This is a genomic window from Vibrio sp. ZOR0018, from assembly GCF_963865925.1.
Lineage (GTDB): Bacteria > Pseudomonadota > Gammaproteobacteria > Enterobacterales > Vibrionaceae > Vibrio > Vibrio anguillarum.
Genome location: NZ_CAWMCN010000123.1, coordinates 160038 through 183703 on the forward strand (window position 1 = coordinate 160038; position 23666 = coordinate 183703).

Sequence of the window (23666 nt, forward strand, 5' to 3'; positions counted from 1 at the left end):
TGTCATTCAAATAGCCATGTCGACACGACGAATAGTTTAAGCCATCTTGATCCCGTCAAGGTGGCTTTTGCATTGTTGGCGCGCGGTGGCAAAAAAAGCTTGTAAATAGTGGCGATCTTTTTCGCTGTGGCGTGTTGCGGCAAATAGTCGACGCCATAAACCTTTCCCTAGTGGCTTGCTGGTGATAAGCCCCTGCCTAGAGAACTCGCTGATGGCCCAATTTGGCAGTGCTGCCACACCTAATCCAGCAGAGACCATTTGTACTAGCATCAAAGTGTTGTCGGCTTGTTTCCACTTCGCGGGTTCAACACTAGCAGGTTGTAGAAAGTGTTTCACCACATCCAAACGCTGTTTTTGTACGGGGTAAGTGAGCATCGTTTGTGAGGCGAGATCCTCTGGTTCAATCACCGATTTTCCTGCAAGTGGGTGAGTTGTAGAGGTGATAAGGCGCATTTCAAAATCAAAGAGTGGTTCGTAATGTACCTCTGAGCGAGGCAAAATATCGGAAGTGATGACCAAATCAAGTTCGCCGGCCAGCAATGCGGGTAAAGGTTCAAAGCCAAAGCCGGACGAAAAATCTAACGTCACACTTGGCCAAGCAAGCTGATATTCGCGCAGCGCTGGCATCAACCATTGAAAGCAAGAGTGACATTCAATCGCCATGTGTAAGCGCCCATTGACGTCTTCTTTCAAACTGGCTAAATCATTTTCAGCTCTGGCCAGCTTTGGCAGGATCTCGTCAGCCAGTTTCAGTAGGATCTCTCCTTCTGAGGTAAATTTCACTGGGCGAGTTTTACGTAGAAACAGTGGCCCGCCAATGCGTGTTTCGAGATCTTTAATCTGATGTGAAAGGGCCGATTGCGTCAAATGGAGCGCGGTAGCTGTTGAGGTGAGTGAGCCGCTGTCCCTTAAAGAAACTAAAGTCTTCAGATGCTTAAGTTCAATCATTGCCATTATTTTCCTTCATTCCTTTGAGAGAACGGTGGTTGATACCAATATCGTGGGTCGCATCAACACGGTGACCATTCTGCTGTTCTGAGCTAAGTTACGCTTTTAATATGGAGCTGTAAACATCTAGACGTCTATTTATCTTGATGTCAATTAAAGCTCTCTGCAATCAACATGAATTTTTTTAATAAACAAGTTGAATAATTGCACCTTGTCTGTGGGTCAGTTTAGATGGATAGTCTAGCCATCCAGACATCTTTACCTCATGCGATAAAGAATCAGACACGATCAACAGCAAAAGGACTAGGGACATGACAACGACGACTCACATCTTAGGTTATCCACGCATTGGTGAAAAACGCGAACTGAAATTTGCGTTAGAAAAATATTGGCGTGGCGAAAGCGATCAAGCGCAGTTACTGCAAGTAGGGCATGACATTCGTCAGAAAAACTGGGCTGAGCAGCAACAAGCGGGTCTGAGTTTTTCAACCGTAGGCGATTTTGCTTGGTATGATCACGTACTCACAACCACATTGCTCCTTGGACACGTTCCTAAACGTCATAAAAACGGCTTTCCTGATTTAGATACACTCTTTCGCGTTGGACGTGGGCAATCACAAGCGGGTTGCGGCTGTAGCGGAAGCGCAGCTTCTGATATGACTAAATGGTTTAATACCAATTATCACTACCTTGTGCCGGAGTTCAGCCAAGACGATACGTTCGAAGTCAGCTGGCCTCAACTGTTTGAGGAAGTCAATGAAGCGTCGAAAGCAGGCCACCAAGTTAAGCCTGTACTGCTTGGCCCGCTGAGCTACCTCTACTTGGGTAAAGAGGTCGAAGAGGGATTTGATCGCTTGACCTTACTGCCTCGTTTATTGACTGCTTATCAAGCAATTTTAGCTAAGCTTGCTAAACAAGGAGTGGAATGGGTACAAATCGATGAACCTATTTTAGCGTTAGAGCTAGAAACAAAGTGGCAAGATGCATTTAAGTTGGCTTATCAAGTGATCGCTGGTGATGTAAAACTGTTACTGACTACTTATTTTGATTCGGTGCTTGATACGCTCGATAAAATTATTGAGCTACCAGTGAATGGATTGCACATCGATCTCTCCGCTTCTGCCGATCAATTGAACGCGGTACTAGAGAAATTGCCAAAAAATTGGGTACTTTCGGCAGGTGTGGTCAATGGGCGCAATGTGTGGCGCGCCGATCTTGCGACGTTATTGGTTCGTTTACAGCCAGTGAAGCAGCAGCTGGGGGATCGTCTGTGGATTGCGAGCTCGTGTTCACTCTTGCATAGCCCGGTCGATTTAGATCTTGAGCAGCAGCTCAGTGATGAAGTACAAAGTTGGTTTGCATTTGCCAAACAAAAAGTGACAGAAGTTGCTTTACTTGGTAAGGCACTGGACGGTGATGACGCGGCGATTCTGGCCTGTGAAACTTATAGCCAACCGATACTTGCACGTAAAACGGCAACTCACGTTAATAAACCGCATGTACAGGCGAGAGTCAACAGCATAACGGCGGCACTCTCTGAGCGCAGTGCACCTTATTCAGAGCGCGCTCATCACCAAGCTGAAGTGTTAGGGTTGCCATTTTTGCCAACGACAACCATAGGCTCATTCCCTCAAACGAGTGAGATCCGTCATCAGCGCAGTGCTTACCGTCAAGGTAAACTGGCACACGCTGATTATATCAATGCATTGAAAGGGCACATTGCCGATGCAGTAAAACGTCAAGAGGCACTTGATCTCGATGTGTTAGTGCACGGTGAAGCTGAGCGTAACGACATGGTGGAGTACTTTGCTGAAAACTTAGCCGGTTTCCAGACTACGCAATTTGGCTGGGTGCAAAGTTACGGCTCACGCTGCGTAAAACCGGCTATCGTGGTGGCCGATATTGAACGTGAAAAACCGATTACGGTGGAGTGGTCTACTTATGCTCAATCATTGACTGCGAAGCAAATGAAAGGAATGTTGACTGGGCCTGTAACGATTTTATGCTGGACGTTTCCTCGTGAAGATGTTTCTCGTCAAACCATCACTCAGCAGTTGGCTTTTGCTTTGCGTGATGAAGTGGCAGACCTGCAGCAAGCGGGCATTAACATCATCCAAATTGATGAACCTGCGATTCGTGAAGGGTTGCCATTGAAGAAGCGTGACCATCAAACATATCTGGCGTGGGCGGTTGAGGCATTTAAAATTGCGGCGGCGAGTGCGAAACCCGAAACGCAGATCCACACTCACATGTGTTACAGCGAATTTAATGAAATCATTGACTCAGTAGCGGCACTGGATGCCGATGTGATTACGATTGAAACTTCTCGCTCGAATATGGAACTGATCAAAGCGTTTGAAGAGTTTAACTACCCGAATGAAATTGGCCCAGGTGTGTACGATATTCACTCGCCAAACATTCCCTCTCAAGAGTGGATTGAAGGTTTGTTGCGTAAAGCGGCGGAAAAAATTCCAGCAGAGAGATTATGGGTTAACCCTGATTGCGGCTTAAAAACGCGCAATTGGAATGAAGTGGAGGCAGCACTGACCAACTTAGTGTCAGCAGCTAAAGCGCTGCGCAAAGAGCTTAAACCCCAGCAAAGTTAAGCCACATTAATCTTGACAGAGGCCTCAAATGAAGCCTCTGTTTTTTACGAATAAAGTGGTGGTCATCACTAATAAGGGGAGGACTATTGTGCCGAACAAGTTGCTTTACTAATGAATTGGTCCACAACAAGTTGGCCCCGCGTATTGCGCATTTTAATTCGATAAGTTAAGCCGAGGTCGAGGTTAGCGCGTGTGGTTGAATCCGAGCAGTAGGTATTGATGCTGGTTTTCAACACTTGATCAATCGGCTTTGCTCCTTTTTGATCCTCATTGTAAATCATCATAATTTCCACCGTACTGCCTTTAGCACTGGCACGCATCACGGACAAAGGCCCAAACTCTAAGGGTAACTCAGCACTAATCACATTCGCGCGATTACTGGCTACGGCTTCCAAATATTTTTGCTGATCACCATTCGAGCTACAACCCACCAGTACCAGAGTTGTCAACAGAGCACAGAGAATGACTTTCATCTTAAAACACTTTCTTGAATGGTTTAACGATAACATGTTGATACACACCGGCAGCAACATAAGGATCGGCATCCGCCCATGCTTGAGCTTGTCTTAAAGAATCAAACTCAGCGATGACTGTTGACCCCGTAAACCCAGCTTCTGCTGGATTCTCCGAATCAATTGCTGGCATTGGCCCTGCGGTTAATAGACGACCTTCATCTTGCAAGGTTTGTAAGCGCTCTAAATGTTGTGGCCGGACACTCATGCGTTTTTCCAACGAGTTTTCTACGTCTTGAGAGAAAATAACGTACCACATATTGATATCCTTATTGTTTGATAATGAAGTCGAGGCCTTACTGTACTGAAACTGGCGCGTATTGAAAGCAACCAAACTGAATTTCTGTGATCAGTTGCTAGGCTTAATCGGTCGAGGGCGGCCATCAGTATCAATGGCGACATAATTGAAGGTTGCTTCACATACTTGGAAACGATCTCCCACGCTGTCGTATTTGATGGGTTTTACCCATACTTCAAGATTGACTGACATTGAAGTGCGGCCAATTTTGGTGCATTCACCATAACAACACACCACATCACCTACCTTGACGGGTTTTTTAAACGTAATGCTAGAAACAGACACAGTGACAACGCGGCCAAATGAGATCTCTTTGGCTAAAATTGCGCCAGCCAAGTCGAGTTGAGACATGATCCAACCGCCGAAAATGTCACCGTTGGCGTTAGTATCTGCTGGCATGGCTAAGGTGCGTAGCAATAATTGGCCTCTTGGGGCGCTATTTTCCTGATTCATTTTTCGACATCCACAACAACAAAACAGCGACCAAAGTGGTCGCTGAAAAATAGGGACGGATTATACCAAAGACAGCCTGTTTTGCACTCAAAGAGTCCTCTGAATGAATCCTAGCGAGAAGGTTAGTGCAATCAGTGCTCGTGCGAGGAGGGTTTGCTCTCGGAAACTTGCTTCTCTTTTGGCAGGTGTTTGTAGATAAAAACGCCCGTTAATAAGGTATAAACAAAAGTTGCGGCTAATAAGCCAAATACTTTGAAGTTGACCCAAACATCCAATGGCAGTTGATATGCAATGTAGATGTTTAGTACAGCGCAAACGCTGAAAAAGAAAACCCACGCCCAGTTGATTTTTGCCCATACGTGTTCAGGTAAGGTTAGCTCTTTGCCAAGCATTCCTTTAATGGCTGATTTGCCCATGATGTGGCTGATGGTCAAGCCCAAGGCAAACACAACGTAAACAATGGTGACTTTCCATTTAATGAAATTGTCATCATGAAAGAAAATCGTCATACCACCGAAGATAGTCACCATCAAAAACGTGATGATCTGCATTTTTTCAACTTTCTTATACAGTGCGTAGGTCAGGGCAATCTGTACCGCACTGGCCACGATAAGTGCCCCTGTGGCGACATAGATGTCGTACATCTTGAAAAGGGCAAAAAAGATGATAAGTGGTATAAAATCAATAAGTTGCTTCATTCGTATTTATGCTTCCGATTTAAACGTTGCGCACAGTCTAACCAAAACCGTGTCAGAGCTAAATAGAAAGAGACAATTCGAAACAAATTAACTAGAAATGGATCAGCGTTCCCAGCCGCTGGTTTCAAGTTGTGGTATTGCTCGTTTCATATCTTCTAAATAGCCTTCACTTTTTAAATTGGCGACAGCTATCTGCAATTCTTCATCTGTCATTGAAAAACAGGAATCTTTGCCAGTAATTAAGCCTAGATATTGGTGGTATTCAAATTCACTGAAATGGCCAATCCGATCGATAACCAATTCTCGGATCCCGTGGTGAATCAAACCATAATAAGTATCACGATGAATATCCATTACTCATACTCCAAGTCGATTCGTGCTAACGCCAAAAGTTTGCCGCTGCTATGTGGCACGAAAGAGGTGTCGTTTATTATAGCAATCGCAATGCCAACTTTATCGTCAGTCATAGGGCGCTTTAATGATTAACTTTAGTATGAGAACTGTTTTTTTTGCAAATTGCGATGCAAAAAGAAAGCCGCATAGGATGCGGCTTGTATTGGATCAATGATGCTCTGTGATGAGTTAGGCTTTTTGCTGCTTCAATGAGGCCTCAGTGGCTTCTTCTTCAATCAAAGCATCAACAATAACGGCACACGCGGCATCCCCTGTGATGTTGAGCGCGGTGCGGATCATGTCGAAGATACGGTCTAGGGCGAACAGTAGTGGCAAACCTTCAATTGGAATTCCAGCCGCTAGCAAAACGGCTACTACAAGGAAAGAAGGACCAGGAACACCAGCCTGACCGACGGCGCCCAGTGTCGCTGTTACGATGATGGCAATGTAAGCGCCCATCGAGAGATCAATATTGAATAGCTGGGCGAAGAAAATCGCAACTAAACCGTAATAGATGGCGTTGCCAGACATGTTGATGGTGGCACCTAACGGCAGAACAAAGGCGGCAGTTGAGTTGCGTACGCCAAGGTCGTGTTCTACGGTATCCATAGTGACAGGGAGTGTCGCCATTGATGACGCGGTTGAAAGGGCTACGGCTTGAGGCTTTTTCATCGCAAGGATAAATTTCTTAGCCGACGTCTTGGTTAAGACCTGAATCATCAGCGGGTAAGCAATAAAGCCGAAAATTAAAATGGCCGCGACATAAACGACAAACAGCTTAAATACCACCATCAGTGCACCAAAACCAAACGTGCCGACGGCTTCAGCCATCAAACCGAATACACCGATAGGCGCGATGATCATCACTTTGTTGATCATCCACACCATGGCATCAACAATGGTGTTTACGCCATTGATGATCGGGTCACGTTTTTCTTTGCTCTGTTTAGAAATGGCAATGCCAAAGAACAAGCAAAAAACAAGGATTTGTAGAATGTTGGCATTATTCAGTGACTGGAAAACGTTGGTTGGGATCATACCCGTAATGGTTGCCCAAAAAGTAGGTAGTTCACCTTTTGCTGCGTATTCGGCAGAAAACATACCTTCAACGCCCGAAATATCGACGCCGATACCCGGTTGGAAGACTTCGCCCATTACCAGTGCTAGCGTTACGGCGAGTGCGGAAGTGACCGCAAAAAAGCTGAGTGTGACAAAACCGACTTTACCCGCCGCGTGGCTATTACCAAGGCCCGCAGCACCGGAAATAAGCGCAACGGCCACCAGTGGGATCACCAGCATCTTAATTAGGTTGATAAAAATGACACCCAGTGGCGAAAAGACGGCCGCATCGTGTCCCATCATGGCACCAACGGCAGTACCAATGATCATTGCAATGACGACTTGCACGCCAATGTTGCTTAACAAACTCTTTTTGTTTAACACTTCCATAACCTCTGTGCTAATTAATTGTAAATTCCTAGTGTTACCCACTACATAAATATCAATCGGTGGATAAATATTTCGACTAGCTTTTTACACGGATATTTTACATTTAGCAATATGGTAACAAGGTAAATTGACAAGATTATTGATAGTTCATTGACATGAAACGTGGTTTTTTCAAAAAGAAAACGTTTGCTATTTGTTTTGTCAATTTAATGAGTGGTTGGTTTGTGTTTTGTGAATGAATTTGGCGAGGCGTAAATGTTAAAAAAAAGATCGATTTCTTGGTTTGACTCAGAAATCGATCGGGTTGGTTTTTGCTGTAAACCAATTTATTCCAACGTCGCTGCTTTCATGCTGGAAACGAAATGGCTGAGAGTCGTTAACATTTCATCTGGCTGATTAAGTCGTTGTTCAATAATTTTCACCACTGCGGATCCTGATATTGCGCCAGCGGCACCGGCGGTGATGGCCTGTTTGACTTGCTCAGGTTCTGATATTCCAAACCCAAGCAATGCGGGTGGGGCATCAAATTGGTTCAGTCTTTCCAACAAGGCATGTACTGGCATATTGGCTTTTGTTTCTGCTCCTGTCACACCGGATCGAGACAGTAGATAAGTATAGCCACGGCCAAGTTTGGCGACCGCGGCTAGGGTCTCATCACTGGCGGTGGGTGGTGCGATGAAAATGGGTTGAATCCCGTATTTGTCTGCCGCCGCGACAAATTCACGGCTTTCATTAGTCGGAACATCGGCGATCAATACTGAATCTACACCCGCATTTTTACAGCGTTGGTAGAAGTTTTCGATGCCGCGTGAATAAACTAGGTTGGCATACATGAGTAGTCCGATAGGCAGGTCGGGATATTGCGCGCGAATTTTGGTGATCAACTCAAAGCAGATATCTGGAGTCGTCCCTGCATCCAGTGCACGAATATTCGCCCCTTGGATGGTTGGGCCATCAGCGAGCGGATCAGAGAAAGGGATACCGAGTTCTAATGCGTCTGCTCCTGCTTCCACTAGCGTTTGCATGATGCGCAGTGATTGCTCTGGATCTGGGTCCCCGATGGTCACAAATGGAACAAACGCACCTTGATTGTTGTCAGCTAAACGCTGAAATAGGGTTTGATAGCGATCCATTACAGCGCTCCTTTCTCTTCTAATAGTTTATGGACGGTGAAAATATCTTTATCGCCGCGACCGGATAGATTCACGACCAATAACTGCTCTTTTTCTGGCTCGGCATACGCCATCTTCACGGCGTAAGCAACCGCATGTGATGATTCCAGCGCGGGAATAATACCTTCGTTACGTGCGATCGATTGGAAAGCATCGAGTGCTTCATCATCGGTAATGCTTTCGTACTCAGCGCGGCCTGTCGCATAAAGATGAGCGTGCTGAGGGCCAACAGAAGGGAAATCAAGCCCAGCGGACACCGAGTAAGACTCTTCTACTTGCCCGTTTTCATCTTGCATCAAAGGTGATTTCATACCGAAGAAAATACCTGTCTTGCCGTGCTTTAATGGCGCGCCATGCTGGTGGGTATGAATGCCTTTTCCTGCTGGCTCAATGCCAATCAAACGGACATTCTTTTCTTCAATAAAGTCAGCAAACATGCCAATCGCGTTCGAACCGCCGCCGACACAAGCAAGCACTGCATCCGGTAAACGACCTTCGCGAGCCAAAATTTGCAGTTTCGTTTCTTCGCCAATCATGCGTTGAAATTCACGGACTATAGTTGGAAATGGGTGAGGCCCCGCTGCAGTACCTAATAAATAGTGGGTGGTTTCATAGGTGGCAGACCAGTCACGTAGCGCTTCATTGCACGCATCTTTAAGTGTTGCTGATCCTGAATGAACGGGGATCACTTCTGCGCCCATTAGCTTCATACGAAACACGTTGGGGCTTTGGCGTTCAACATCTTTTGCACCCATATAAACGCGACATTTTAGCCCCAGTAGTGCGCAGGCCAACGCCGTTGCAACACCATGTTGCCCTGCGCCTGTTTCGGCAATAATTTCATGTTTACCCATACGCTTAGCAAGCAGTGCCTGACCAAGTACTTGGTTAGTTTTGTGTGCGCCACCGTGCAATAAGTCTTCACGTTTTAAGTACAATTTGGTTTTTGTGCCTTTCGTGAGATTTCGCGTCAAAGTTAGCGCCGTTGGCCGACCTGCATACTCTTGTAGTAACGTCATGAATTCAGCACGAAATTCAGGATCTTCCTGCGCATCAATAAAAGCTTGTTCCAATTGGTCAAGCGCTGGTACTAAAATTTGTGGAACGTATTGACCACCGTATTCGCCAAAATAGGCATCGAGTTTTGCCATGATTCGTATCCTTAGTCTCTGTGTTACTGCTGAGTGATTCAGCGGTAATGAATCTGTTGTTTCCCTTGCTACTTGACCTTGCGGCTGGGTGAGTTACTCGCTTTTCAAGCCAATGGGAATCGATTTAGTGTTAGTACTGCCGAATAGCGTCGAACGCTAGGGTTAGCTTGTGTAAGTCTTTTTTCCCCGGTTCGCTCTCAACACCTGAATTGAGATCGAGCCCTAAACAACCGATGTTTGCTGCTTGCTGAGCATTTTCAGGGGATAAGCCACCCGCCAACATGACATCGTTTACCTCGGTTAGTAATTGCCAGTCAAAACGTTGGCCAGTGCCGCCAGATTGCGTTCCTACTTTTGCATCGAGTAAGTGACGGTCAATGTGGCGCTCAAGCTTGGTCGGTAGGCAGTCGCTCACGCCATAAGCTTTCCAGATTTCAATCTGGCTAGGTAGGTGAGCTCTCAATTGGTCAACATAGGCTTGATCTTCTTCGCCATGCAGTTGCACCGCAAAGAGTTTTAACGTCGTAGCAATCTGCGTAATGGCTTCAATAGTGTGATTTTGAAACACGCCCACGTAGCGCAGCGGCGCGCCGCTCATCGTCAAACGTGCATTGTCCAAGTCGACATAGCGTTTGGATTGCGGCACAAAAATTAAGCCACCAAACACGGCTCCAGCTTGATAGGCTTTGGCCGCATCGTCAGCGTGAGTTAAGCCGCACACTTTGTTTTCGCCGAGCGTCACTTTGCGTACCGCTAGCTCTAAATTTTCTTCGGCCATTAACGAGCTGCCGATTAAAAATCCGTTGGCGTATTGCGAAAGTTCACGCACTTGTTGGTGAGTATAAATGCCAGACTCAGAGATGATCACGGTTCCTTCTGGGAGTAAAGGTGCCAGCTGTTTAGTGCGATTTAGATCGGTTGAGAGATCGCGCAAGTTGCGGTTATTAATGCCAATAACTTTCGCTTGCAGGGCGACTGCCCGATGCAGCTCTTCCTCATTGCTCACTTCGGTTAAAATACCCATACCCAGTTGGTGAGCCACATTGGCTAGCGTTTGATAGTGTTGATCATCAAGGACGGACAGCATCAATAAAATGGCATCTGCACTGTAATGACGAGCCAAATAAACCTGATAAACATCAACCATAAAGTCTTTGCAAATCACAGGTTGGCTTACTTGCGCGCGAACGCGTGGCAGAAATTCGAGGTTGCCTTGGAAATATTTTTCATCAGTCAAAACTGAAATGGCGTCTGCATATTGATGGTAAACCGAGGCGATATAATCCAAATCAAAATCTTGGCGAATGAGTCCTTTGGAAGGTGACGCTTTTTTACACTCCAAAATAAAAGCGGTTTTACCCGTGTTTAACGCATCATAAAACGAGCGATCCGATACGGTTAATAAGTGTTCGAAGCTGCCCAATGGTTGCTGCGTTTTACGCTGCTCGACCCATTCATATTTGTCATTGACGATTTTGGCCAATACTTCAGCCATTTGAGTATGCTGGGTTGAAATGTGGTCAGAAAGTTGCTCAGGCATGGGGCTTAACCTCTTTGTGCCAGTTGTTGGACAAGCTGATAGGCTTTGCCCGAGTTCATTACACTAATGGCCTGTTGTGTATTGGCTTTGAGATCTTCTTGGCCAAAAAGACGCAGCAGCAGCGCCACATTAACAGCGACGGCAGCCAATTGCGCTGGCGTGCCTTTCCCTATCAGCAGGTTGGTGATAATGGCGCGATTCTCCGCAGGCTCACCACCTTGAATGGCTTCGAGTGGGTAGCTTTCAACACCAAAATCTTTAGGTGTTAAGGTGTATTCGATGATGTGTCCATCACGAATTTCAGCCACTAAGGTTTCACCATGAATCGCCACTTCATCTAAACCACTGCCATGAACGACCGCTGCACGTTTCAATCCCATTTGTAACATGGTTTGGGCAATAGGCAGAACCAGTTCTTTACTGTAAACACCCATCAGTTCAATGTTGGGGCGAGCAGGGTTAATTAGCGGTCCTAATATATTGAAGATAGTGCGCGTTTTCATGGTTTGGCGCACGGGCATCGCATGACGCACGCCACCATGATATTGCGGCGCAAATAGGAAAGCGACGCCCAAATCATCGATGGCTTGGCGAGTATTTTCAGCGCTCATCGCAAGGTTAATACCAAATGAATCCAGTAGATCAGAAGAGCCTGATTTGCTCGATACTCCACGATTACCATGTTTGGCAATTTTTACGCCACAGGCAGCAGCAACAAATGCTGCGGTGGTTGAAATATTAAAAGTATTTGAGCCATCACCACCAGTGCCGACTATGTCTGCAAAATCATAGTCTGGCCTTGGAAACGGGGCCGCGTTAGCCAGTAATGCTTTGGCTGCGCCAGCAATTTCATCGGGTGTTTCACCTTTGATTTTCAGTGCCGTCAATACCGCTGCCATCAAAATAGAGTTGAGTTCACCACGGATGATGAGATCAAACAGTTGCTGGCTTTCTGCTTGCGAGAGCGACTGCTGCGCGTAAAGTTTATTAATGATGTTTTCCATAAAATATCCCTATAAATCCGTTAGTGGGTGCTTTTTTCTAAAGCCCAATCGATCGCATTGGCAAGCAATGCTGCGCCATGAGTAGTCATGATGGACTCTGGATGAAATTGAAAGCCGCACACTTTATCTTGCTCTTGCACCACGGACATCACGAGCCCATCAACCTCTGCCGTGATGGTTAAACTATCCGGAACTTCAGTAGCCACTAGGGAATGATAACGAGCAATGGCTAATGGTGACGGTAGCTGTTGGTAAATACGGTGATGTTGGTGTTCCATCATCGAGATTTTTCCATGGATAATTTCGCCAGCACCCGCGACAGTGCCGCCGTAAGCTTCAACAATCGCTTGGTGACCTAAACAGATGCCAATGATCGGCACTTTGCCCTTAAGGCGTTGGATTAATTGTGGCATGCATCCCGCGTCTGCGGGCGCGCCCGGTCCGGGGGAGAGTAGCAGCAGCGGTTCATCCAATTGAAAGACCGCTTGTTCAATGCTCTGTGCGGCGATGTTGTTGCGATAAACTGTCACCGTATGGCCGAGTGAGCGGAATTGATCAACAAGGTTGTAGGTAAAGGAATCAAAGTTATCGATAAAAATAATGTTGGCCATATCTGCTACTCCTGATGCGCGGCTTGAATTGCAGAGATCACGGCTTGTGCTTTACCACGTGTCTCGTCGGCTTCCGATTGAGGGTCTGAATCATAAACGACCCCAGCGCCCGCTTGAACTTGCGCAATACCCTGTTCGACATAAGCCGAGCGGATCACGATGCAAGTATCTAAATCGCCTTCCCCGGTAAGGTAGCCTACCGCGCCACCGTAACTGCCACGGCGGGCTTTTTCCACGTTACGGATAAGCTGCATGGCCCGAATTTTCGGCGCACCAGTGAGTGTGCCCATATTCATGCAGGCTTGGTAAGCGTGCAGTGCATCGAGATCGCTTCGGAGTTGACCCACCACGCGAGAAACCAAATGCATAACGTGACTGTAGCGATCCACTTTCAATAAATCAGCGACGTGGCGCGTTCCTGCTTGTGCAATACGTGCGACATCGTTGCGCGCAAGGTCGACCAACATCATGTGTTCAGCGTTCTCTTTTTTGTCGCAACGTAGTTCAAGTTCAATGCGGCTATCTAAATCAAAATCAATTGAACCATCGGTGCGTTTACCACGGCGGCGAGTCCCTGCGATAGGGTAAATCTCAATCTGGTTGGTTTCGGTGGCGTATTTCAATGCGCTTTCAGGAGAAGCGCCAAACAGAGTAAAGCGTTCGTCTTGCATATAAAACATGTAAGGGCTTGGATTGCTCTCTTTTAGTTTTTTATAAGCAGCAAGTGGTGAAGGGCAAGGCAGGGTAAATCGGCGAGAAGGCACCACCTGAAAAACATCGCCTTTCACGACAAATTCTTTTAACGCTTGAACGGTCTTGCAAAACTCTTGGTCAGAAATATTCGTTGTCACGCTTACGTTAGCTACGGTTTTGGCTTGCGGTAGTAATTTGGGTGCGGCACATTGCTGCGCGATCTCTTGTAAACGAGTAATTAATGTTTCGCGCATTGTTGGCGTGGGGTTAAAAACACTTGCTTGCAACTGACAATGCTCAGTTTTATGGTCAATCACTAACAAGGTTTCCGCGATATAAAAAACGTAGTCTGGACACTGATTAGTCGTATCGGCATTTCCTAGCTGTTCGAAGTTGGCCACCAAATCGTAGGCAAATAAACCGCCTAGAAAGAGGGCATGTTTATCGTGATGACGAAGATCGAAACTGTGCTGCACGAGACGTAGTGCATCAAAAGAAGAGGCTTCGCGTAGGCGAGAATCTTCGTCTAGCGTGTCGCATAGTGCTTGAAATTGAAGCGTTAAGGTATTTTGTTGTAACTGATGTTCAATATCCGCTTTAATATTACGCTGTAGATGTTCGATGAGCTGTTGACCATTGTCTGTCAATGCGTGAAAAGTGACAACGTGACCAAAGCAAGTGATGCGCACGGCAGCATCAACCAATAATAGACTTTTGAGATCCTGTTTTGAGTCGATCTCGGCGGATTCTAATAGCAAACAATCTGTTTTTGACTCACATAGCGTATGAAATAGACGTGTTGGATCTTGGGTATAAGGCACGGACATATTGATTACGTCAATTTGGCCTAAGTTTTTAATTTCAATGGTCTTATTCACAAGACCTCCTTGATGAATTTTAATGTTCCTGTCGTCCATACTCGCATAATCCTCTTAGAGACCCAATCATCACTTTGGGGGGGGCGCTGTTTTATTGCGCAATGTAATGTGAGCTATTCGACAAAATAAAAAGCCCGCTCATTGAGGCGGGCTTTGTGAATTCGTGTTCTATTTTAAAAGTACACGGTTGCCCACCAAGAACTTGTCCAAGTGTGCCACCAATTGAGCTCAGATGAAGCTGCGCTTAAATTGTGATTATGGTTTTGGTTAAATTCTTGTAACATGGTCAACCTCAAATACGTGCCTTGCATTTGCGTACTAGTTAACTAGTGCGAGAGTAAAAAGTCAAGCCTAAAAGATGGCCAAAATAAAATTATGAGAATTGATCTACATAGCCACACCACTTCTTCAGATGGCAGGTTATCGCCGCAAGCGTTAATCGATAGGGCGCTAAGCTTTGATATTGAGGTATTGGCGATCACTGATCACGATACGACTGATGCATTAACTATTGCTCATGACTATATTAATCAGCAACAATTACCCATCACCTTGATCGATGGCATCGAGATTTCCACGGTTTGGCAAAATAAAGATATTCATATTGTTGGGCTCAACATCGACTCAAACGCTCAAGCTTTGCAGCAGTTAATTGAGCAGCAAAAGGCACATCGTGTGCAGCGCGCACAATTGATTGCACAACGATTGCAAAAAGTGACACGTGAAGGGGTGTTAGAAGAGGTGCAAGCCATCGCCGGAGAGGCACCGATTACTCGTGCGCATTTCGCAAAATGGCTGGTTGAACAGGGTTTTGCGAAGAACATGCAGCAGGTGTTCAAAAAGTTCCTCACCCGCGATAATCCCGGGTATGTACCACCAAGTTGGTGCTCGATGACCGATGCCGTTGAAGCAATACACGCCGCTGGTGGCCAAGCGGTATTAGCGCATCCTGGACGATATGACTTGACGACCAAGTGGCTCAAGCGCTTAATAACGGCGTTTGTAGAAGCGGGTGGTGACGCTATGGAAGTGGCACAGCCACAACAAGCGCCACAAGAAAGACGTAATTTGGCTGATTATGCCATACAATACAATCTATTAGCTTCTCAAGGCAGTGACTTTCATTACCCCTCACCTTGGATGGAACTGGGGCGAAATCTTTGGTTGCCTTCTGGCGTCGATCCTGTCTGGAAAGATTGGGGTTTAAGCCCCGTAGATAGACTCAATAATGAGGAATTACAATGAGCCAGTTTTTTTACGTTCATCCAGAAAACCCGCAGACTCGCTTGATTACTCAAGCGGTTGCTATTATCCGCAATGGCGGAGTTGTTGTGTACCCAACGGATTCTGGTTATGCACTAGGCTGCCAACTAGAAAATAAACAAGCATTAGAGCGTATTTGCCAAATTCGCCGCCTTGATGATAAGCATAATTTTACCTTGCTGTGCCGTGATTTGTCAGAGCTCTCTTTTTATGCGCGTGTGGATAATACCGCTTTTCGCTTGCTAAAGAATAATACACCTGGCCCTTATACGTTTATTTTCAAAGGGACCAAAGAAGTGCCACGTCGGTTGATGAATGCGAAGCGTAAGACGATAGGTATCCGCGTGCCTAATAACCGTATTGCACTTGATTTACTTGAAGCGTTAGGTGAACCGCTAATGTCCACCTCACTTATTTTGCCCGGCAACACCCATACAGAATCGGATCCAGAAGAGATTCGGGATCGCCTTGAACACGCCGTGGATGTCATTTTAAACGGGGGTTATTTAGGTGAACAGCCGACGACAGTGATTGATTTCAGTGAAGATGAGATGGTGGTTGCTCGCGTGGGAGCGGGTGATCCAACACCTTTTGAATAGCTTTTGAGTAGGCCATCAAAACGAGTGCTTTTTGGCGTAGAATTTGAGATACTATGCGGCCGCGATTTTGGGGTCGCATTTTTTCATTCGACGTCTGTGAAGACGACACATAGGTAGATAAATGAGCGAAAAGTTACAAAAAGTTTTAGCACGAGCTGGTCATGGTTCTCGTCGTGAGTTAGAAGCTTTGATTAGAGCAGGACGTGTCAGTGTTAATGGCAAGGTAGCTATGTTGGGCGAGCGTCTAGAAGATGATAACGCAGTTGTGCGTATTGATGGACATGCTGTTTCCGTTAAAGCGCCAGAAGAGGTTATTTGTCGAGTGCTTGCTTACTACAAACCGGAAGGTGAGCTTTGTACCCGTCATGATCCAGAAGGTCGTCGGACGGTATTTGATCGTCTACCTAAAATTCGTGGTTCGCGTTGGATTTCAGTTGGCCGCTTAGATGCCAACACCTCAGGCTTACTTCTCTTTACTACCGATGGTGAATTGGCTAATCGCCTTATGCACCCAAGCCGTCAAGTAGAACGCGAATATTTAGTGCGTGTTTTTGGCGAAGTGAACGAGCAGAAAGTGCGTAACCTCGTTAAAGGGGTTGAGCTAGAAGATGGCTTGGCACGCTTTGAAGATATCGTTTACGCTGGTGGTGAAGGTATGAACCATACTTTCTACGTCGCGATTAACGAAGGCCGTAATCGTGAAGTTCGTCGTCTTTGGGAATCTCAAGATACCACAGTGAGCCGTTTGAAACGCGTTCGTTATGGCGAGATCTATTTGGACAAAAAACTGCCACGCGGCGGTTGGATGGAACTGGATCTTAAAGATGTAAACTATTTACGTGAATTGGTTGAACTGCGTCCTGAAAAAGAGACGATGCTAGATTTGAGCAAAGACAACACTTCACGTACTCGTGAGCGTGCGCGTAGCCAAAAAATTCGCCGTGCCGTTAAGCGCCATGAAGAGCGTGTAACGACGACTAGCAAGCCTAAAAGTCGTACGACCAATGGTACAACGACGAATGGAAAAAAAACTAACGGTACGACAACCAATGGCACAACTACTGGCCGTCGCAAGCCTGCTTCAAGTACCCGTAACAGTGGTGCCGATGGTAGCCGCGGCACTGGTCGGCCTCAAACTGGTAAAGCGAAAGCGCCACGTCGATAAGCGAAACTTTCTCGTTGCCTGTTAGTTGATATTAAAATCCCGAGCTAAGCTCGGGATTTTTTCGTTTAAGACATTGATAATAAAATAAAAATTAAAACAATAGAGTTGGTATTGAGCACTTGTGCATGGATTGACATCCCTATGTTCATATTTTCTGGTATTAAGTGAGTAGAGTGAAGAAGCAGGCTACATGTGGCATGTATGGTATGGTTGACTAAATTTTAGTGATGCTACAATGTTACGATCACAGGCGGGTAGATTTGGAGTTAGTTAAACATGGATAGAGCAGGCATCTCAGCCGTTAAAGTGGCACTTATCTACGCAACATTTGCCGTGCTCTGGATATTATTCTCGGATATGACAGTCGAATTATTGCTAGATAACGCCCAGTTGCGCGCTCTCGCTCAAACCTATAAGGGGTTGATGTTTGTCAGTATTACCGCCTTACTTTTGCTCATGTTGGTGCTTAGAGGGAATCGCTTACTAGAAAAAGCCAATGATATGGACAGCCTCACTGGGCTGCACAGCCTTAGTATGTTTGTGCGTACTCTCAATATAACGATCAAAAAATTAAAGTCTAATGAGCGATTTATTCTTTGTTACCTTGATGTCGACGATTTTAAAAGTATCAACGAAACTCTGGGGTTTGAGCGTGCAGATGCATTTTTGCAGGATTTAGCTCACGATATTAACGAAATGACTTTGCCCAGCTCATTAGTATCGCGCTTACATGCCGATCAGTTTGCCAGTTTTGTAAAGTTGAGTGACGCTGTAGATATGGATTCTCATGTTCGGAGCGTCCAACGTCTGTATACCCATCGGGCCAAGCAACACAATATTGAAACAACTTGCTGCATAGGTGTTGCCATTTACCCAGCCGATGGTATCAGCGCCAGAGAGCTGATGGTTTCCGCGACTGAGGCTCTTTCTTAATGTTGCAAAGAAACAAAAGAACGCTATTCAGCAGCATGAGAATTTGAACTCATACATACGCATTGAAATTACGGAAACAGCAACGCTTACCGATATGAAAAAGAGTGTTGAAATTATTTCTAATCTGCAATCTAACGGGATTACTTTTTCCATCGATGATTTTGGCACTGGTTATACGTCACTTGCCATGCTCAAAGATCTTACTGTGGATGAAATCAAAATTGACCGCAGTTTCGTCTCTGAAGTAGAAAATGATGATCGTTCAAGAACGATAGTGAATGCCATTATTGCTATGGCGCAAAGTTTTGACATCGACATTGTGGCAGAAGGCGTAGAGAAGGCCAACCAATTGAAAATTTTGCAGGCAATGGGCTGTCAACAAGTGCAGGGCTACTACCTAGGGCACCCAATGCCAGCGGAAGATCTCATTAACCATTTGTCCTTGAATATTAATTAAAAATCTCACCTATAAAATGAGTAGTACGCTCAGTATTTATTAAGCTGATGAGGTACATATTTAGCGAGTTTGGTTGACTGCCGCTTCTTTGCAAGGCAGCTTCTTCACCCTCATGCACTGACTCTCAAAGCAAGAGGGCGAAGATTTTTCATACCAAGCTTCAGTTACCTAATTCAGCATAGTGTTCCTAAAAAAGATAAGTCTCATAACGAGCAAATGACAAACTATGGCTACAAGGTTTGTTGTAGTTGGAAATAGCGGCCTTGTTTGGCCAATAACGCTTGGTGGCTACCGTATTCCACGATTTCACCTTGTTCAATCAGGCAAATAGCATCCATTGTTTCTAACTCGACCAAGCGGTGAGTAATAAAGAGGACCGTTTTATGCGCAAAATGCTGTTGAAATAGAGCCAGAATTTGCTGCTCTGTTTGTTTATCCAAGCCTTCCGTGGGTTCATCGAGTAATAAAATTGAACCGTTGTGGAGCAGTGCGCGCGCGATACCGATGCGGCGTTTCTCTCCACCAGAGAGCTGACGGCCGCCATCACCCAGCCATGCGTCCAAACCTAGATCGTCCAATAGAGTATGTAAACCGACTTGCGTTAAGGCGTGAGCTAACTGTTGATCGTTTGCGCTTGGACTGGCCATCGCGAGGTTGTCTCGCAGCGTGCCATTGAGTACATCTACACGTTGGCTAACCACACTGATGGTTTGGCGAAGTTCGCTCTCATTCCATGCTGTTAAGTGGGTACCTGCAATGGAGACGCTACCTTGCTGTGGATCCCAATAGCGTGACAGCAGTTGCATTAAGGTCGATTTGCCAGAGCCTGTTTGCCCCACTATCGCAACGCGATGCCCTGCGGGAATATGGAGGTTGACACTGCGTAGCACATCTTGGCTGCTGTCAGGATAGTGAAAGGTTACGTCTGAAAATTCAATATCGAATTGACCTGAGTGCTGAGTTGAAGCGGTAGGAAATTGGACTTCAGGCTCAGCCAGAATAATATCGTTGAGGCGGCGAGCAGAAGTGAGTGTTTGTCCTAAATGTTGAAATGCACCAGCAATCGGCATCAGCAGTTCAAAACTTGCCATAGTTGCAAAAGCCACCAGTGCAATCATCGGGTCGGGTTGATTACCTGCCACACCATCGGCGGTAAGCCAGATCACTAACACAAGCGTCCAGCCATTAGCGAGCATGAGCAGTGCTTGTGCAAGGCCAGAAAAATGAGCGTTAGCCAATTGATTGACCAGCAATTTTTGCTGCGCGCTAAGAATCGCTTCACGGTAACGGTTTTCTGCACCAAACAGGGTCAGTTCACTGTAGCCTTGCAACCAGTCAAGCGTTGCAATACGCAAATCCGCCTTGTGCTGGGTGAGCTCGGCACCATTACGCTGACCCAGTTTATAAAAGAGGACAGGCCACACGAGCAGTAGCGTCAGAAGAATTGCACCAAGGGTTAAGCCAATGGCAGGGTCGAACCAACATAAGAATGCCGTTAACGCACTAATGCCCAGTACACCCACGGTTACTGGGCTGATTAAGCGTAAATAGACGTGATCCATAGCATCGATATCTGCCACTAGACGGTTGAGTAAATCAGCGTCTCTGAGGTTTGACACACGTCCTGGGATCAGTGGCGCGAGTTTTTGGAAGAAGAAAATACGCAGATCCGTCAGCAGCTTGAATGTAGCATTATGGCTGACAACACGCTCACCCCAACGTCCTGCAGTGCGTCCCATGGCAAACCCACGTACAAACGCGCCCGGTAGCATGTAGTTGAATGTTTCACGAGCAATGGTTAAGCCAGCAATGGCCGCTGCGGATAAAAACCAGCCGGATAAGGTCAGTAGACCAATCGAGGCAAACAGGGTTAAAAAGGCCAGCAGCATACCGAGAGATAAACCAAACCAGTGCTTTTTATACAATTTAAGGTAAGGGATGAGATCACGCATCAAGGTTCCCCTTATTGGCTTCATCAAGCGCTTGATTAGCTTGTAACATATCGGAAAACAGACCCTTTTGCTGGCTGAGTGTGTTGTAATCGCCTGTTTGAACTATCGCCCCATTTTGCATCACCAAAATCTGTTGCACCGATTTTAATGGTGCTAATTGGTGCGTCACGATTAAAGCGGTGTGGTGTTGAATTTGGCGGTTCAAACCTTGCATCACTAACTGTTCGCTGCGTGCATCTAAGCTGGCGGTTGGTTCATCAAGTAGCCAAAAATTGCCGTTTTGTAGCAGTGCGCGAGCAAGTGCAATTCGCTGAGCTTGTCCGACAGATAATCCACCGGATCGATCGGTGATGGCGTAATCCAAACCATGTTTGTCGACAAATTCAGCTGCATAGGCATTGTCTAAAGCCGAATGAAGCGCTTCGTCACTCATGTCATGCTTGCCGAGGCTGATATTCTCAACGATGGTTCCGTGCACCAATAGTGGGTTTTGCCCAACCCAACTGATCTGCTTACGCCAGCTGGTATGCTCAAGATCGCTCAGTTCAATACCATTAATTTTCAAACTGCCTTGGTAAGGCATGAAGCCTAAAATGGCGTTTACTAAGCTGGTTTTACCTGCGCCGCTTGGCCCGACAAGCGCAGTGGTTGAATGGTTATCTAACGTAAATGAAATTGGACCGACCAAGCGTTTTCCTTCTGGGCTAAACACTTCGAGATCTTGCGCTACAATGTCAATCTGCTGTGCACCGTCGAGCGAGATAGATCCTGATTTCACTTTGCTGATGTCTGTTTCCAAAAACTCGACAATGCTTTCAGCCGCGCCGACAGCTTGTTGTTTGGCGTGATAAAAGGTGCCCAAATCACGTAATGGTTGATAAAACTCAGGCGCAAGGATCAAGATAAATAGGCCGGAAAATAGAGTTACGGCTGTACCGTAGTAGCCGAAATTCAACTCGCCAATAAAGCTAAAACCAAAGTAAACGGCGGTGATGGCGATCGATATCGAGGTGAAAAATTCTAACACTGCTGATGATAGAAAGGCGATTTTCAATACATCCATTGTGCGAGTGCGAAAGACTTCAGAAGCGCCTTTAAGCTGATCGGCTTCGGCTTGTGTGCGGTTGAATAGGCGTATTGTAGTCATCGACTGCAGGCGATCATAAAAGTGACCAGATAACCGCTGCAGAGCTTTGAAATTTTTACGATTAGCATCGGCCGCTTTCATGCCGACTAAGGCCATAAACAGTGGCACTAAGGGGGCGGTGATTAAGAAAATCAAACCCGCCGCCCAGTTGACGGGAAAGACCACAATCAAAATCATAAACGGGATCAACACAGATAATGACATCTGCGGTAAATAGCGCGCAAAAAAGTCCTGCATGTTTTCGACTTGTTCAAGCAGTAATGTTGCCCATGCACCGGCAGGCTTACCTTTAATGTAAGCAGGGCCCAACTCGCGAACTTTATCCAGTATTAACTGACGGATATAAATGCGGATCTGCTCTCCGCAGCGAAAACCCGCAATTTCACGCCCCCATGCGCACGCGGCACGTGCGGCAATCGTCACCACCAAACCAAGAAAATAGGGAATGAGCTCTGCTTTATCAACTTGTTCAATAATCAGTTGATGCAGAATGGAGGCGAGGAGTGCGGCCTGAGCCAGCAAAAACACACTTGATAATACGCCAAGGCCAACAGCAATCATTAACCAGCGTTTTGCCAGTTTACTTTGCTGTTTGAGCCAATTATTCAAGCTACGTTGCTTTTTCTTATCCATTTCGAAGGCTTAATGAGAATTATTATGTAAACGGAAGGGCGGTAGTATACAAAATAAAGCCCGATGGATATACCACCGGGCTGTAGGGTTTTGTTATAAAACTGGAAAATAACCTTTTGCTTACTTGTCGTTCATGCCTACTTATCGTTCAAGCTATCTAGGTAACGTTCCGCATCTAAGGCGGCCATACAACCCGTTCCTGCCGAAGTGATCGCTTGGCGATAGTTGTGATCCATCACATCACCAGCAGCAAACACACCTTCAATACTAGTTTGAGTTGCATTACCATCAAGGCCAGATCTGACCACGATATAGCCCTCTTTCATCTCTAGCTTACCAGCAAACATGTCGGTATTCGGTTTGTGACCAATCGCGATAAAGACGCCCATCACGTCCAGATCTTCTGTCGTTTCTGATTGGGTGTGTTTCATACGAACACCCGTCACGCCAGTCTCATCACCTAAGACTTCCTCTAAGGTACGGTCAGTGTGCAGCACTATATTGCCGCTTGCGACTTTATCCATCAGACGGTTAATCAGAATTTTTTCTGCGCGGAACGAATCACGGCGGTGGATGAGGTGAACTTGTGCCGCAATATTAGATAGATAAAGCGCTTCTTCCACAGCGGTATTGCCGCCACCTACAACGGCTACTTTTTGGTTACGATAGAAAAAACCATCGCAAGTAGCACAAGCGGAAACTCCTCGTCCTTTAAAGGTTTCTTCTGAATCTAAACCTAGGTAACGTGCGGATGCACCTGTTGAAATGATCAGAGCATCGCAGCTATATTCTGCACTATCGCCTTTAAGGCGGAATGGCCGCTGTGAAAAATCAACTTCATTAATATGATCAAACACAATCTCAGTTTCGAAGCGCTCGGCATGCTCTTTCATTCGCTCCATTAAAGCAGGGCCCGTGAGGCCTTCGGCGTCTCCTGGCCAGTTTTCTACTTCTGTAGTGGTCGTTAACTGACCACCTTGCTGCATACCGGTAACGAGAACTGGATTAAGGTTAGCGCGAGCTGCGTAAACGGCTGCCGTATAACCAGCCGGGCCTGAACCAAGAATAAGAAGTTTGCAATGTTTCACGTTGCTCATGGGGACTCCAGTAT

23 protein-coding genes and 1 other annotated feature are annotated in these 23666 nt (G+C 46.1%); of the genes, 6 read left to right on the forward strand and 17 right to left on the reverse strand.

The window, feature by feature from the left end; translation table 11 throughout:
- Positions 1 to 36 precede the first annotated feature (36 nt).
- A complete protein-coding gene (metR, locus tag AACR75_RS15100) occupies positions 37 to 948 on the reverse strand; it encodes an HTH-type transcriptional regulator MetR (protein ID WP_038148387.1) in 912 nt (303 codons plus the stop codon).
- A gap of 311 nt (positions 949 to 1259) precedes the next feature.
- On the opposite strand from metR, the gene metE reads away from it, so the two are divergent.
- Entirely contained in the window at positions 1260 to 3554 is a 2295-nt protein-coding gene (gene metE, locus AACR75_RS15105) for a 5-methyltetrahydropteroyltriglutamate--homocysteine S-methyltransferase (RefSeq protein ID WP_047690824.1), read from the forward strand.
- Positions 3555 to 3637: 83 nt separating this feature from the next.
- Here the strand turns inward: metE and AACR75_RS15110 are convergent, their stop codons facing one another.
- The 13 genes from AACR75_RS15110 to AACR75_RS15170 all read right to left on the reverse strand — a co-directional run bounded on the left by AACR75_RS15110 (position 3638) and on the right by AACR75_RS15170 (position 14717).
- Positions 3638 to 4027, reverse strand: coding sequence for a GspS/AspS pilotin family protein (locus AACR75_RS15110; RefSeq protein WP_017049902.1), 390 nt, complete (start codon positions 4025 to 4027; stop codon positions 3638 to 3640).
- A 1-nt stretch (position 4028) separates the two neighbouring features.
- Complete coding sequence (locus AACR75_RS15115; RefSeq protein ID WP_013857153.1) at positions 4029 to 4325, reverse strand: YciI family protein; 297 nt, start codon at positions 4323 to 4325, stop codon at positions 4029 to 4031.
- A gap of 90 nt (positions 4326 to 4415) precedes the next feature.
- Positions 4416 to 4817, reverse strand: a complete 402-nt coding sequence (gene yciA, locus AACR75_RS15120; RefSeq protein WP_013857152.1) for an acyl-CoA thioester hydrolase YciA — start codon at positions 4815 to 4817, stop codon at positions 4416 to 4418.
- Positions 4818 to 4948: 131 nt separating this feature from the next.
- A complete protein-coding gene (locus AACR75_RS15125) occupies positions 4949 to 5515 on the reverse strand; it encodes a septation protein A (RefSeq protein WP_017042013.1) in 567 nt (188 codons plus the stop codon).
- Positions 5516 to 5617: 102 nt separating this feature from the next.
- Positions 5618 to 5869: a hypothetical protein gene (locus AACR75_RS15130; protein ID WP_017044617.1), complete on the reverse strand. Its 252-nt coding sequence runs from the start codon at positions 5867 to 5869 to the stop codon at positions 5618 to 5620.
- Between the two features lie 228 nt (positions 5870 to 6097).
- Positions 6098 to 7357, reverse strand: coding sequence for a dicarboxylate/amino acid:cation symporter (locus tag AACR75_RS15135; protein WP_038171785.1), 1260 nt, complete (start codon positions 7355 to 7357; stop codon positions 6098 to 6100).
- Between the two features lie 326 nt (positions 7358 to 7683).
- The gene (gene trpA, locus AACR75_RS15140; RefSeq protein WP_017044619.1) at positions 7684 to 8490 is read right to left on the reverse strand and encodes a tryptophan synthase subunit alpha; all 807 of its coding nucleotides are present in this window, start codon (positions 8488 to 8490) and stop codon (positions 7684 to 7686) included.
- Positions 8490 to 9680, reverse strand: coding sequence for a tryptophan synthase subunit beta (gene trpB / locus AACR75_RS15145; protein ID WP_013857145.1), 1191 nt, complete (start codon positions 9678 to 9680; stop codon positions 8490 to 8492). Before trpB ends, trpA begins: the two co-directional genes overlap by 1 nt.
- Before the next feature lie 130 nt (positions 9681 to 9810).
- Positions 9811 to 11220: a bifunctional indole-3-glycerol-phosphate synthase TrpC/phosphoribosylanthranilate isomerase TrpF gene (trpCF, locus tag AACR75_RS15150; RefSeq protein WP_047690828.1), complete on the reverse strand. Its 1410-nt coding sequence runs from the start codon at positions 11218 to 11220 to the stop codon at positions 9811 to 9813.
- 5 nt (positions 11221 to 11225) lie between these two features.
- The gene (gene trpD, locus AACR75_RS15155; protein ID WP_047690831.1) at positions 11226 to 12224 is read right to left on the reverse strand and encodes an anthranilate phosphoribosyltransferase; all 999 of its coding nucleotides are present in this window, start codon (positions 12222 to 12224) and stop codon (positions 11226 to 11228) included.
- A gap of 20 nt (positions 12225 to 12244) precedes the next feature.
- Positions 12245 to 12835: an aminodeoxychorismate/anthranilate synthase component II gene (locus tag AACR75_RS15160; protein ID WP_013857142.1), complete on the reverse strand. Its 591-nt coding sequence runs from the start codon at positions 12833 to 12835 to the stop codon at positions 12245 to 12247.
- 5 nt (positions 12836 to 12840) lie between these two features.
- On the reverse strand, positions 12841 to 14406 hold the full coding sequence (locus AACR75_RS15165) for an anthranilate synthase component 1 (protein ID WP_156117127.1): 1566 nt from the start codon (positions 14404 to 14406) through the stop codon (positions 12841 to 12843).
- A 124-nt stretch (positions 14407 to 14530) separates the two neighbouring features.
- Positions 14531 to 14633 (reverse strand) — a sequence feature (Trp leader region).
- The gene (locus AACR75_RS15170) at positions 14580 to 14717 is read right to left on the reverse strand and encodes a hypothetical protein (RefSeq protein WP_010318233.1); all 138 of its coding nucleotides are present in this window, start codon (positions 14715 to 14717) and stop codon (positions 14580 to 14582) included. Its footprint overlaps the feature before it by 54 nt.
- A gap of 64 nt (positions 14718 to 14781) precedes the next feature.
- On the opposite strand from AACR75_RS15170, the gene rnm reads away from it, so the two are divergent.
- The 5 genes from rnm (at position 14782) to AACR75_RS15195 (ending at position 18823) form a co-directional block, all read left to right on the forward strand.
- The gene (gene rnm, locus AACR75_RS15175; RefSeq protein ID WP_017042022.1) at positions 14782 to 15651 is read left to right on the forward strand and encodes an RNase RNM; all 870 of its coding nucleotides are present in this window, start codon (positions 14782 to 14784) and stop codon (positions 15649 to 15651) included.
- Positions 15648 to 16268: an L-threonylcarbamoyladenylate synthase gene (locus AACR75_RS15180; protein ID WP_013857139.1), complete on the forward strand. Its 621-nt coding sequence runs from the start codon at positions 15648 to 15650 to the stop codon at positions 16266 to 16268. The genes rnm and AACR75_RS15180 overlap by 4 nt, the downstream gene beginning before the upstream one ends.
- A 121-nt stretch (positions 16269 to 16389) precedes the next feature.
- Positions 16390 to 17433: a 23S rRNA pseudouridine(2605) synthase RluB gene (gene rluB / locus AACR75_RS15185; RefSeq protein ID WP_047690838.1), complete on the forward strand. Its 1044-nt coding sequence runs from the start codon at positions 16390 to 16392 to the stop codon at positions 17431 to 17433.
- A 276-nt stretch (positions 17434 to 17709) separates the two neighbouring features.
- Positions 17710 to 18366 (forward strand): GGDEF domain-containing protein, encoded by a 657-nt coding sequence (locus AACR75_RS15190; protein WP_231564205.1) that lies wholly within the window; start codon positions 17710 to 17712, stop codon positions 18364 to 18366.
- 43 nt (positions 18367 to 18409) lie between these two features.
- Entirely contained in the window at positions 18410 to 18823 is a 414-nt protein-coding gene (locus AACR75_RS15195; RefSeq protein ID WP_231564206.1) for an EAL domain-containing protein, read from the forward strand.
- A gap of 230 nt (positions 18824 to 19053) precedes the next feature.
- Here the strand turns inward: AACR75_RS15195 and cydC are convergent, their stop codons facing one another.
- From cydC to trxB, 3 genes are all read right to left on the reverse strand, one after another.
- Positions 19054 to 20775: a heme ABC transporter ATP-binding protein/permease CydC gene (gene cydC, locus AACR75_RS15200; RefSeq protein ID WP_047690841.1), complete on the reverse strand. Its 1722-nt coding sequence runs from the start codon at positions 20773 to 20775 to the stop codon at positions 19054 to 19056.
- Positions 20768 to 22555: a heme ABC transporter permease/ATP-binding protein CydD gene (gene cydD / locus AACR75_RS15205; RefSeq protein ID WP_013857131.1), complete on the reverse strand. Its 1788-nt coding sequence runs from the start codon at positions 22553 to 22555 to the stop codon at positions 20768 to 20770. Before cydD ends, cydC begins: the two co-directional genes overlap by 8 nt.
- Positions 22556 to 22692: 137 nt before the next feature.
- Positions 22693 to 23652, reverse strand: coding sequence for a thioredoxin-disulfide reductase (gene trxB, locus AACR75_RS15210; protein WP_029189734.1), 960 nt, complete (start codon positions 23650 to 23652; stop codon positions 22693 to 22695).
- Positions 23653 to 23666: the final 14 nt, after the last annotated feature.